Below are 12,647 nucleotides of genomic sequence, written 5' to 3' on the forward strand. Positions count from 1 at the left end.
TTTAGGTTTTTTTGTCCTAATGATTCAAGTCACTCATCAATAGTGAGTGACTTAATTTGAGCTAATTAGTACTTTTTCGCTCACGTAGCATTAATAAACACGGGGTTAAAACAAGCGTCAGTACCGTTGCAAATGAGAGCCCTCCTGCAACAGCTGTAGCAAGTTGTACCCACCACTGGGTCGATGGCGCACCAAAATCGATCGTGCGATTAAATAAATCGATATTGACTTGTAGCACCATCGGCATTAGCCCTAAAATGGTTGTAACAGTCGTCAGTAATACAGGTCTTAAACGTTGTGCTCCAGTTCTTAAAATTGCATCTTCTACTGCCAGCCCCTGCTTACGTAAAACATTATAAGTATCTATTAATACAATATTATTATTAACAACAATACCCGCTAATGAAATCACCCCAATGCCTGACATTACAATACCAAATGGCTGCTGCAATACAAATAAGCCAAGAAAGACCCCAACTGTTGAAAATAACACAGCACTGAGAATTAAAAATGCTTGATAAAAACTATTAAATTGAGTGACCAGGATGATCCCCATAACAAACAACGCGACTAAAAATGCATTTTTTAAGAAAGCTTCAGACTCATCTTGATCTTCAGTTTCACCGCGTACCTTTATTTTAACTCTTGGATCTAATCCCTGCTCTTCTAACTGTATTTGTAATCTAGGCAGTGCCTTTGCTAGCTGTTCACCAACCTTCATATCAGCGTTAATAGTGACGACACGATGGGCATCTACCCGACGAATGGTATCTACTTTTGGCGCAGCGTTGCGCTCAACAAAATGAGTTATGGGTACTTGCCCGTGCATTGTTTTAACACGTAATGTTTCTAAACGCCCTAAATCACGTTTATCATGAGGAAAACGCACTCGAATATCAATTTCATCATCTACATCATCTGGGCGGTACTCACCAAGTTTTAAACCATTTGTGATCAATTGTACATTTGCCCCGAGCATCGCCGCATCGGCACCAAAGCGTGCAGCATCAGCACGATTAAGCTTTAGTTGCCATTCAATGCCTGGCTTTGATGCGGTGTCGTCAACATTTCTAAAAGCCCCATCATTTTCAATTACTTGGCGGATAACTTTAGCTTGTTGATTTAACACCTCAGGAAATTTCGAACTTAACTCAATACTCAGCGCCTTACCACCACCGGGGCCATTTTCATCTTTGCGCAGTTCAATCTCAACGCCAGCAAAGCTTGCAGTGATCTCATTTACCTGACTAATAATGTCTTCGGCAGGAGCACGCTCATCCCAATCTTTTAGGTTCATTCTGAATGTACCAATCTGGTCTTTACCACCAGTACGGGCATAGAGCGTTTTAATTCCTTGCACATCCAAAATACGCGTTTCGATCTCTTTCATAATCACGTCTTTTTCATAAATAGACAAATCACTGTAAGAGCGCACTTTTATGTTCACGCCATTTGGTTCAACATCAGGGAAAAACTCAACACCTAACTTAGAAGCACCAAAGGCAAAAAACACTACAATAGAGAACGCAATAGCCGCCAACAATGTCCACCAAGGGCTATTTATCGCTCGGTTAAGTAACCGAACATAGCGCCCCGAAAACCCAGACAATTGAGTTAAGTCACCTGATTCAGCTAATGCTAAATCCCTTTTTTGCTGCGCCGTTAATGGGCGTGTTTTACCAATTAAGCCACCAATTGTAGGCACAAAAACTAAAGCCATTAATAATGAGCCGGTTAATGTCGCAATTAATGTAATTGGCAAGTACTTCATAAACTCACCCATCATGCCAGGCCAAAATATCAGCGGCGCAAAGGCGGCTAAGGTGGTTGCCGTAGACGCGATAATAGGCCATGCCATACGCTCTGCGGCTATTTTATAAGCTTGCTTGCGAGACTTTCCTTCACTCATAGCCCGATCAGCAAATTCAGTAACAACTATGGCACCATCCACCAACATACCAACCGCCATAATTAATGCGAATAACACGACGATGTTCACTGTTAGACCAAATAGAGATATGACTAAAATGCCCGTTAAAAAAAGAGCCTGGTATCGCAATTCCAACTAAAAAATGCAGTGCGCGCCCCCAGTACAGCAACAATCACAATGACCACCAGCAATACAGCTGATAACACATTATTTTGTAAGTCAGAAAGCATCATTTCTACATCTTTTGACATATCCCCGGTGTAATCAACGCGGATATGATCTGGCCATATTTTTTGAGCTTGAGTAACGACCTGTTTGACCTGTGCCACTGTGTCGATAATGTTTTCACCCGCACGCTTTTTCACTTCTAACGACACAGCTTGGCGGCCATTGATACGCGCGATAGAACTTGGATCTTTATATGCACGACGAATTTTTGCCACATCCATAAAGCGCACAACTCTATCGCCAACGACTTTAACTGGTTGCTCCATTACATCTTGAATAGTCTCAAATACTGACGGTATTTTTACTGCAAAACGCCCTTTACCGGTATCCAAAGTGCCCGCAGCAACCAAGCGATTATTATTAGATAACAACTGAATAATATCGTTTGGTTCTAGTCCATAAGAGATCATCGCAAGTGGATCAACTTCAATTTCGACCATATCTTCACGGTCGCCTCCCACATCAACCTCTAATACACTCGAGATACTTTCAAGTTCATCTTTTAAGTTTCGCGCAAGCGTCAATAAACCTCGTTCAGGTGAATCGCCAGAGAGTGTCAGAGTAATTGTCGGCTGCTCATCTTCCATCAGAATTTCATGAACTTCGGGCTCTTCTGATTCAGAAGGTAACTTGGCTTTGGCAAGGCTCACTCGGTCACGTACATCAGCGAGCGCCTCTTTAGGGTCCATTCCAGCCAGAAACTCAAGGGTAACCGAGGCATGCCCTTCACTAGCCACGGCCGTCATTTCTTTTACTCCTTCAATTGAGCGTAATTCAATTTCCATTGGCCTAACAAGTAAACGCTCAGCATCTTCGGGGAGATACCATCATGAATTATAGAGACATAGATAAACGGAATGGTTACATCTGGGTTAGCTTCTTTTGGAATATTTTGATACGTTACCCAACCTGAAATTAACAACAATATGAATATAGACAGTACTGTACGAGTATGATTGAGCGATGCTTCGATTAAGTTTTTCATCGCTTACTCGCTAGCTTCATCATCTACGTTCATATATACAGGCTCAACAATATCGCCCTCTCGAACAAAGCCTTGGCCAAGGGTTATCACATTCGCTGTTTCACCTAAACCCCAAAGCCAAACCCCTTCGGCGGTCGATTTGGCAAGTTCAACACTTTTAAATACCACTTTATTTTTATCATCAATGATTTTTACGCCAATGTTTCCCTCATCATCGAGCGCCATATAAGCAGGGCTAAGCAACATGGCCGGAGCTGAGTGCAATTCAATATCAAGCTGCGTTGAAAAGCCCGCTTTAAAGCTCATATTTGGGTTTGAAAATGCAGCTTCAACTCTAAACGTATTGGTACTTTCATCAGCGACTGAGGCGATATAGCGAATTTTACCAGGGTAAGTTTTATCATTTAACACATGGGCATGCACAACTTGGCCAACTTCTAAGCCGAGTATTTCTTTTTGTGTTGCATTCGCTCTTACCACTAATGGGTCGAGATCCGCTAATTCTAAAATTGGGTCACCAATGCCAACATAGTCACCTATTTGCACAACGCGTTTGTTAATAATGCCACTAAATGGGGCACGAACTTCTGTCCGCTGAAGTTGTAATTCGAGCCCAGCTAACCGCGCCTTTCCTTGTGCAAGTACCGCTTCGCTGCGCATAGTTTGCACTCTATCTTGTAACCCTTGATCACGTAGCGACAGCGCCCCTTCGTACTCTGCGGTATATTGCTTTAAAAGTGCTGTTGCAGAGCCTATTTGAGCTGCTAAATCAGATTTATCCAATTCTAAAATGAGCGCTCCCTGTTCTACAAACTGACCTTCTTCAACATAAATTTTTTCAACTTCCCCTGCTTGGCGAGCACTTACTTTTGCCAACTTATCCGGTTGCGATTTACCATAGAACGATAATGTTTTTTTTATATCTTGCGCAACAAGTTTAACAACTTGTACTTTTGCAACCTTTTCCACTGTTTTAGTTGTTTCTTCACTACTTGTCTGAGAGCTACCAGAGCTCATCCAAATAACAATAAAAACGATAATAAATAAAGCTAAAATGTAGGGTTTTCGTTCGAGTTGCTTGGCAAGCTTTTTCAACGCAGTGTTTCCTTATTAGATATTAATTATCGATGCGCAATATGAGTGTAATAATAGGTTAAGGAGGAGTCTTAGGGCAATATAAAAGAATGCAGGTACAAAAAAACCGCTTTGAAGCGGTTTTTATAATTTGTTAAACGCTAAAACTAGCGCCACACCCGCAGGTCGTGGTTGCGTTAGGATTTGAGACAAAGAACCGAGCACCTTCTAAGCCTTCAGTATAGTCAACAACACCATCGACTAAATATTGAATACTCATAGGATCAACTACAAGAGTTACGCCATTTTTTACGATTTCTAAATCGCCTGGGTTAGCTTTTTCGTCAAAAGTAAAACCATATTGAAATCCAGAACACCCACCACCTGTAACGTATACACGCAGCTTAAGCTCAGGATTTTCTTCTTCATCAATTAATTGTTTTACACGAACAGCCGCAGCATCGCTAAATTTAATCGGTAATTCTTCTGACATACCCAACCCCTCAATTACTCTAATGGCGCGATTATCTAATACCCTAGTGTTTTAATCAAGTATAGTAAACAACTGCGGATTACTTTTCTAAATAGGTTATCTTCAGTTGCATCGGCTCACCTTTGCTAAGATTAGTTAAAAGTCAGTTTTTGCAGCGACAATTTCGCCACGCATATAGTAGTAGTTTTTATCACCCGCGTCTGAATGTGTTGTTTCATCATAATCCGTTACTGCAAAACTTGTGACGTCAGCTTCATTAATACGTTGTACACCATCACTATAGCTATGGTAATAGACTGCACTTTTATCCTTAATGTAACTGCGTTTCAACTCTTCGAAAGTGTTAGGGTCTAGCCCTTCAACAGCATGGGTTTCACTGCCAGATAAATAGTAAATATTATTTATATCATGTGCGAACTCATAGTGTGTAGTGAGTATTTCGAACGTTTTTAAGTCAGCTTCGGGGGCAATAATATCCGCCCCATAATAAAGGTGACTTTTATCTGTAGCGTATGCGCCAAAAAGCACTCTAAAAGAGTCAAAATCAGCAGACTTCAATCTTTCAGCATTATAATAAATAGTATACTCACCATCTGTTTCTGAATAGCTCCAATTTTCATCAAGGCTTGCAAAAGTGTGAGGATTTGCCGCTTCGATTATTTGATTTCTTAAAACTACTTGCGTGTCATTAAACCAATATAATGTATGACCGATTAATCGTCCTGTTATATTGCAAGGATCAACATTTTCTACCCGCTTACCAAAGTAATAAAAGCTATGTTTGTCGCTGGCATACAGTGATGCTGAATGCTCATTTTCATAATCTTGCCCATCATAAGCAGTAAAACTATTAGGGTCTGCTCCGGTGAGCTCTTTACCACTAAAATATACAGTGTCATTCACAACTGCATAGCCACTATTAGGCACCCCTTTAATCATATTAATAAACAAACTGGAATAACCAAAAAACACGAAAATCACAGATACAACAATCGCGCTAATTTTTGCTAACAAAAAGCTATTTAAGCCTAAATAATTAATGCCAAACAGGCCCAGAAAAATGAATATAGCGACGGGGTAGAGCAAAAATAACATAACACTTAACACAGTCGTTTTATTATCTTGTGAGCCTGGAGCTGCTAGCATCATTGGCGACATCATTACTATTAGAGGCCACGCCATTAACGCGAAGGTAGTTATAATACTCATTACGATGTGCATAGAGCCCCTCCTAATTTGAATATCCGTTTCGGTGATTTTGCAAACTACCTTAAGCCATACCCAAAATCAATTTGCTTTAAGTGAAAAACCTGTAAAAATCTCAAGGACTTCGCCTGACTATTTTGATAAACTCTCGTTAAATAAATGGCGAGGAAGAATGCATGTGGCTTGAAACGCTTAGGCGTCGCTTGGCAAAGCCAAAAACATCGGTGCAATTGTGCTTACTTGGCGTAAGTGCTGGATTAATTGCAGCGTTTTTAATCATTCTATTTCGTTTAACTATTTTATTTTTTCAGGGGTTATTTCTCGAAACGCCTGATGATTTTAGCACTCTCCCCCCCTAGAACGTTTATTTATGCCGGTTGGCGCCGCTTTCTTGATAGCCTTATTTGCCGCATTCACAGGTTTTAAACACTACCGCCTAGGTATTCCCTTTGTAATTCATAGAATCAAACACAACTACGGCCAAATGCCGCTTTATAATACGGTAAACCAATTTGTGGGTGGTGCACTGGCTTTAATAAGCGGCTTTTCAGTGGGGCGTGAAGGCCCATCAGTGCACATGGGGGCAACAGGCGCGAGTTTGCTAGCAGATAAGCTCCATCTTCCGCATAATGCCATGCGCACTCTAAGTGGGTGTGGTGTTGCAGCAGGTATCGCTGCATCATTCAATACCCCCTTAGCCGCAGTAATATTTGTTATGGAAGTGGTATTACGTGAATATAAAGTTCACATATTCGTACCTATAATGCTTGCAGCTACAACTGGCGCCCTAGCGACTCAATTCGTTTTTGGTGATGCATCAGAACTTGAGCTTATTACTGTTACCGCCTTAAGTGGATGGCATTACCCATTCTTAATTTTGTTTGGGATGGCGTTAGGCGCAGTCGCGTTTGCATTTAACCAAAATTTAATGCTAATTATTCGCACATTTAAGCCATTGAGTATGTTTCCTCGCTTACTTTTAGCGGGATTAATCGCGGGTCTAATTGCTTATATGGTTCCTCACTCCATGGGTTCAGGGATGAGCGCAATCGCCATAGCCGTTGAATCACCAGATGACGTACAACTGCTCACAACGATTTTAATTGCTAAGTTGTTTGCAACGCTGTTTGCAATTGGTTTAGGTATTCCTGGTGGGATCATCGGGCCGGTTATTGGACTTGGCGTATTGATGGGCACACTGATGGCATTTTTCGCCCAATTTATTAGTCCGGGGATAGATATATCGGGTACTTACAGTGTTCTGGGCATGGCTGGATTACTTGCTGCAACATTACACGCTCCACTTGCAGCCCTTACAACCGTTATGGAGCTAACCTCAAGCCCTGAGATAATAGTGCCTGCAATGTTAGTGATATCAACAGCTTATGTAACCGCTCTGCAGTTTTTTGGTAATCGTTCAATATTTTTACAACAGCTAGATTTTCAAGGGCTTAACTACCATGTATCCCCTGCCACTGAAGCCTTGCAAAAAGTAGGGGTGATGGATGAAATGGATGAGAACTTTAAGTTACTCTACTCTGACGACAAAGAACAAATTAAATCAAGCCTTGATGCAGTTAACAGTCAAACCCCGTTAATTGTTTATGATGAAGAAAATGGTTATCGCTTAGCTGAATATGACTTGAGTTTAATGTCAGATCAAAATATCTCGATAAATTATATCAATTTACAAGGTGTAAGCAGCCAAGCCACACTCGCTGATGCATTTGATATATTAAAAGATAAGCGCACAGGCGCTGTATATATATATAATTTACTCGACAACCAACAGATTATGGGAATTATGCGTTGGGATCAGATCCGCCATATCCTCACCATACGTAATAGCTTACTGTAACAAACTAAAGAGAACATTATGAGCGCCTTACTCGTTTACAAAGCCTTACATGTATTTTTTATGATAGCCTGGTTTGCTGGCATTTTTTACTTACCTCGACTTTTTGTCTATCACGCAATGAACGAAGAGAAATCATGTAGTTCGATGCTGAAGATAATGGAGCGTCGATTACTATTTTTTATCACCCCCTTTGCCGTATTAACAGCTGTTTTTGGTGTATTGATGATTGTTGAATACGGCCGTGAGTGGTTTAAATACAGTATGTGGTTACATTATAAGTTAGTTCTGGTCATTGTTTTGTACCTTTATCATGCATATTGCTTTAAGTTATTGGCTGACTTTAAACACGACCGCAATAAACGCAGTGATCGTTTTTATCGTATTTTCAATGAACTTCCTGTTTTAGTACTGCTTGCTATCGTATTTTTAGCCATAACTAAACCCAGCTTGTAAAATTTGCTATAATATCGCGCGATTGTGCGTCCATCATTAATGGTTGATCGCGCCCCTTTTCAATGTAATAGGATAACCCCAATGTTAAGTTTCGAAGGTGAAAATATTCTTTCTGTTAATCAGCTCAACCGAGACTGTATTGAACGTATTTTTTCAGTAGCCAAAAAAATGGAACCATACGCTAAAAAGCAAAAGCGTACCAATGTGTTAGAAGGCGCAATCTTAGCAAACCTATTCTTTGAACCAAGTACCCGTACCCGCGTAAGCTTCGGTACTGCCTTTAATTTATTAGGCGGCCTAGTACGTGAAACCACGGGAATGCAAAGCTCTGCTTTGGCAAAAGGTGAATCACTTTACGATACTGCTCGTGTAATTTCAGCTTATGCCGATGCTGTAGCAATGCGTCACCCAGATGCCGGCTCAGTGGCAGAGTTTGCGACAGGTTGCTCAGTGCCTGTTATTAACGGCGGTGATGGTCCGAACGAGCACCCTACTCAAGCACTACTTGATCTATTAACTATCGAGCGTGAGCTTAATCGATTTGAGCAAGGCATTGATGGGATGCATATTGCATTAGTCGGTGATTTAAAATATGGCCGTACTGTTCATTCATTGTCTAAATTATTGTGCCATTATAAAGACGTAAAATTCTCAATGGTCGCACCTGATGGCTTGCAAATGCCGAGCTATATTTTAGACGCTGTCGATAATGCCGGTCATAAAATCGAAATTGTCGATAAAATGGAAGGCAATTTAGCTGCCGATATTGTTTACCAAACTCGCATTCAAGAAGAGCGCTTCCCATCACAAGAAGAAGCCAATAAATACCGCGGAGGTTTCCGCATCAGTCAGTCAATTTATAACGCTCACTGCAAGCCTAACTCTGTGCTTATGCACCCGTTACCTCGTGATAGCCGCTTAGAAGCCAATGAGCTTGATAACGATTTAAACAGTAATGACAATTTAGCGATTTTCCGTCAAGTACAAAACGGAGTATTGATCCGCATGGCATTATTTGCATTAACGTTAGATGTTGCTGACAAAGTAGAAAACTATGAAGTTGAAGTACCATGGTTTAGCCGTAAACGTAACGACTAAAACCACTATTTCAATGTAACCATGAAAACTCAATAGGAATATTCATGACAATTAGCCAAGATTTATTTGCCCGCGCCCAAGATTCAATCCCTGGTGGCGTGAACTCACCGGTACGTGCTTTTAACGGTGTAGGTGGTACGCCACTATTTATTACCAAAGCCCAAGGACCATTTACTTTTGATGCTGATGGCAATCGCTATATCGATTATGTAGGTTCATGGGGACCTATGATCATGGGTCACAATCACCCAGCAATTAAAAAGGCTGTACTTGAAGCCGTTGAAAATGGCTTAAGCTATGGCGCGCCTACCGAAACCGAAATTTTCATGGCGGAGAAAGTAAAACAGCTGGTGCCATCAATTGAAAAAGTACGCATGGTAAGCTCTGGTACAGAAGCGACCATGAGCGCCATTCGCTTAGCACGTGGTTACACTGGCCGTGATAAAATTCTTAAGTTCGAAGGTTGCTACCATGGTCACGCCGACTCTTTATTAGTTAAAGCGGGATCTGGCGCACTGACTATGGGTGTACCTAACTCCCCAGGTATCCCTGAAGACTTTGCCAAACATACATTAACGGTTTCGTTTAATAACTTGGATGAAGTAAAAGCTATTTTTTGCAAAATACGCCGATGAAATCGCGTGTATCATCGTAGAACCAGTTGCTGGTAACATGAACTGTATTCCACCAGTACCAGGTTTTTTAAAAGGCCTGCGTGCAGTCTGTGATGAATATAAATCAGTGCTTATTTTTGATGAAGTTATGACTGGATTTCGTGTCGCACTTGGTGGCGCACAGGCGTATTACAACATCAAGCCAGACTTAACCTGTTTAGGCAAAGTCATTGGCGGCGGCATGCCTGTAGGCGCGTTTGGTGGTAAGAATGAAATCATGGATTACATCGCCCCTGTAGGCCCTGTGTATCAAGCTGGCACACTTTCTGGTAACCCTATTGCTATGGCTGCTGGCTTAAAAGCGCTTGAGCTACTTGAGGTTGCCGGTCTTCATGATGAGCTTGAAGCAAAAAGCAAAGCGATTTGTGAAGGCTTTGAAGCGGCAGCGAAAAAAGCGGGCATTCCACTGACCACTAACTACGCCGGTGGTATGTATGGATTTTTCTTCACAGAGCAAGAAAAAGTAACCACTTACCAACAAGCGACACAATGTGACTTAGAACGCTTTAAAAAGTTCTTCCACTTAATGCTAGAAGAAGGTGTCTACTTAGCACCATCAGCATTTGAAGCAGGCTTTGTTTGCTCTGAACACTCAGAGCAAGAAATAGCCGATACCATTGCAGCCGCTGATCGAGTATTCGCCAAGCTTTAACACATTGTTTAACGCTCTTTATAAAAAAGCCCGTAAGGGCTTTTTTTTGTTTTTAGGCTAATATTAGTGAATGAAAGTAGTAAGCTCTTCGGTCTTATATTACTTACCCAGCCCATTTGCCCATAACAAGAGAGCATTATGCCAGGATTACGACACTTTACGGCCCCTGCCATCAACTTGATGGAACACTTAAAATATAAAACTAAAATCGGTTTAGTGTTTGGTATTTTACTCGCTCCGCTGGCATTAAGTTTATTTTTCTTGCTCAGCTTACTAACTGAAAGCATACATATTTCCACGATGAAGCGTCAAGGCCTACAAACCTATGAAACTTTACTTAATAACCAAATGGCTGGAAAAGTTAATAAAAGCGCTGTAATTGCTCGCGAATATGGTTTTAATGTAAGGGATGAGCAATATACTGATGCGCTAGAGTTAATCTCCATTCAATCTCAACTCGCTGTTGATGAACACTTATCAAGTGCTTACTTAAACCGCGTATTGGTTACTAGAATCCCCGCGCTCATCAAGCAAATAAATTTAGCTAATGATAGTGCTAATACTGTTCTAAATAACCAAGCGTTTACTCCGACGACCTTTATAGCGTTATCAAATTTAACGAAGTCATTACCTCAGTACCAAGCACAAGTGCAAAAAACACTTACTATAGCGACAGATGCAAACCCCTTGGTTGATGAAAAGCTATCCCCTTTACTATCAAAACTTCAAAAAAGTGTTACTCAATTTAAAAACATTATCGATAATAAAATGCTGGAGCCAGACAATTTATCGATATCTAAAATTGAATTTTCCCGTTACTACAGCACCGTCCAAAATGACTTACAACAACTTATAAACCAAAGCATCCCAACCCTTACAAAGCTAATAACTGATAAACTGCAGCAGCAGCGCATGATAAGAAATATCGTATTAATTGCTTCATTCATATGCTTACTTAGCGCAGCTTACCTATTGATTGGCTTTTATTTGGCTGTTGTTGGTGGAATCACTCGCTTCGCTAATGCGGCTGAACAAGCTGCTGATGGTGATTTAAGTGCGACCTTAGCATCCCTCGGTAATGATGAAATGAGTATAATTACGGCTCGTTACAATGCACTACTTAAAGCATTTACTCAATTATTAGCGGACGTAAAAACCACAACTGTCGATTTAAGTGAAGCTACACACTCTTTAGAACAAACAAGCTATAAAACAAGTGAAGATGTGACTGAACAACAAAGTCGCGTGAGTGCGATACACAGTGCCCTTAGTGATATGTCAAACAGTGCTCACGCTGTCGAGGAGTCGGCAGTTCAAGCAATGCATATTGCACAAGGCGCTGCCGGACATGTTAAAGAAAGTTCAACTAATACCATGGAACTTGCTAAGTACATGGAAGACTTACAAATTGAATTTAAAGAAAATCAAAAAGCATTAGACCGATTAGCAACGGATAGCCAAAACATCGGTAATGTAAGTAAGGGAATTAGTGAAATAGCAGATCAAACCAACTTACTCGCTCTCAACGCTGCCATTGAAGCTGCTCGAGCTGGCGAGCAAGGTCGTGGATTTGCTGTGGTCGCTGATGAAGTACGTACTTTGGCATCACGCACCCAACTACAAACTCAAGAAATCCATCAAATTATCAGCTCATTACAAAAAGCTTCCGATGATACTCAACAAAAAATGCAAACTAGCGTAACTAAAATGGCTGAATGCGTTAACTCAGCTAACAGTACCAATTCTGTACTACAAAATGCGCAAACCAGTATGTTAGAAATAGAGCAACAAGGTGAGCTTATTGCCCAAAGAGTTCAGGAGCAATCAAAGGCAACAGCTCAAGCACTCAATGACGCAGAGCAAATAAGTACTCTTGCGATACAGACACAAGCATCTGCTCAATCAGGCCTTGGTGATGCTCAGAAGTTAAGCCTGTTATCAGAGCGGCTATCAAATGCAATGAGTAAGTTTAAAGCTTAACAGCTTTAAACTACTT

The 12,647-nt window shown here is 41.0% G+C and carries 6 protein-coding genes and 3 pseudogenes; 5 read left to right on the forward strand and 4 right to left on the reverse strand.

Annotated features, from left to right (window positions below; genetic code table 11):
* Nucleotides 1-61 precede the first annotated feature (61 nt).
* The 4 genes and pseudogenes from ACU8V8_RS13160 to ACU8V8_RS13175 all read right to left on the reverse strand — a co-directional run bounded on the left by ACU8V8_RS13160 (nucleotide 62) and on the right by ACU8V8_RS13175 (nucleotide 5,931).
* A pseudogene (locus ACU8V8_RS13160) lies at nucleotides 62-3,143 on the reverse strand (efflux RND transporter permease subunit).
* A 3-nt stretch (nucleotides 3,144-3,146) separates the two neighbouring features.
* Nucleotides 3,147-4,238 carry an efflux RND transporter periplasmic adaptor subunit gene (locus tag ACU8V8_RS13165; RefSeq protein ID WP_446887813.1) on the reverse strand — a complete coding sequence of 364 codons (1,092 nt, stop codon included), beginning with the start codon at nucleotides 4,236-4,238 and terminating at the stop codon, nucleotides 3,147-3,149.
* Between the two features lie 133 nt (nucleotides 4,239-4,371).
* Nucleotides 4,372-4,710, reverse strand: a complete 339-nt coding sequence (erpA, locus tag ACU8V8_RS13170; protein WP_054205543.1) for an iron-sulfur cluster insertion protein ErpA — start codon at nucleotides 4,708-4,710, stop codon at nucleotides 4,372-4,374.
* Between the two features lie 135 nt (nucleotides 4,711-4,845).
* Nucleotides 4,846-5,931 carry a DKNYY domain-containing protein gene (locus tag ACU8V8_RS13175; protein ID WP_446887814.1) on the reverse strand — a complete coding sequence of 362 codons (1,086 nt, stop codon included), beginning with the start codon at nucleotides 5,929-5,931 and terminating at the stop codon, nucleotides 4,846-4,848.
* Between the two features lie 161 nt (nucleotides 5,932-6,092).
* Here ACU8V8_RS13175 and ACU8V8_RS13180 point away from each other — a divergent pair.
* The 5 genes and pseudogenes from ACU8V8_RS13180 (at nucleotide 6,093) to ACU8V8_RS13200 (ending at nucleotide 12,631) form a co-directional block, all read left to right on the forward strand.
* Nucleotides 6,093-7,774, forward strand: a pseudogene (locus tag ACU8V8_RS13180) (chloride channel protein).
* An 18-nt stretch (nucleotides 7,775-7,792) separates the two neighbouring features.
* Complete coding sequence (locus ACU8V8_RS13185; protein ID WP_446887815.1) at nucleotides 7,793-8,227, forward strand: CopD family protein; 435 nt, start codon at nucleotides 7,793-7,795, stop codon at nucleotides 8,225-8,227.
* Between the two features lie 81 nt (nucleotides 8,228-8,308).
* Nucleotides 8,309-9,325, forward strand: a complete 1,017-nt coding sequence (locus tag ACU8V8_RS13190; RefSeq protein WP_446887816.1) for an aspartate carbamoyltransferase — start codon at nucleotides 8,309-8,311, stop codon at nucleotides 9,323-9,325.
* 44 nt (nucleotides 9,326-9,369) lie between these two features.
* Nucleotides 9,370-10,651: pseudogene (hemL, locus tag ACU8V8_RS13195) on the forward strand (glutamate-1-semialdehyde 2,1-aminomutase).
* 138 nt (nucleotides 10,652-10,789) lie between these two features.
* Nucleotides 10,790-12,631 (forward strand): methyl-accepting chemotaxis protein, encoded by a 1,842-nt coding sequence (locus ACU8V8_RS13200; RefSeq protein ID WP_446887817.1) that lies wholly within the window; start codon nucleotides 10,790-10,792, stop codon nucleotides 12,629-12,631.
* Nucleotides 12,632-12,647: the final 16 nt, after the last annotated feature.

This window comes from Pseudoalteromonas sp. SaAl2, from assembly GCF_052947895.1.

Coding starts and splice junctions, on each gene's coding strand:
- erpA (WP_054205543.1), bottom strand. CDS start 4,710: ATGTCAGAAGAATTACCGATTAAATTTAGCGATGCTGCGGCTGTTCGT.
- ACU8V8_RS13175 (WP_446887814.1), bottom strand. CDS start 5,931: ATGCACATCGTAATGAGTATTATAACTACCTTCGCGTTAATGGCGTGG.
- ACU8V8_RS13185 (WP_446887815.1), top strand. CDS start 7,793: ATGAGCGCCTTACTCGTTTACAAAGCCTTACATGTATTTTTTATGATA.
- ACU8V8_RS13190 (WP_446887816.1), top strand. CDS start 8,309: ATGTTAAGTTTCGAAGGTGAAAATATTCTTTCTGTTAATCAGCTCAAC.
- ACU8V8_RS13200 (WP_446887817.1), top strand. CDS start 10,790: ATGCCAGGATTACGACACTTTACGGCCCCTGCCATCAACTTGATGGAA.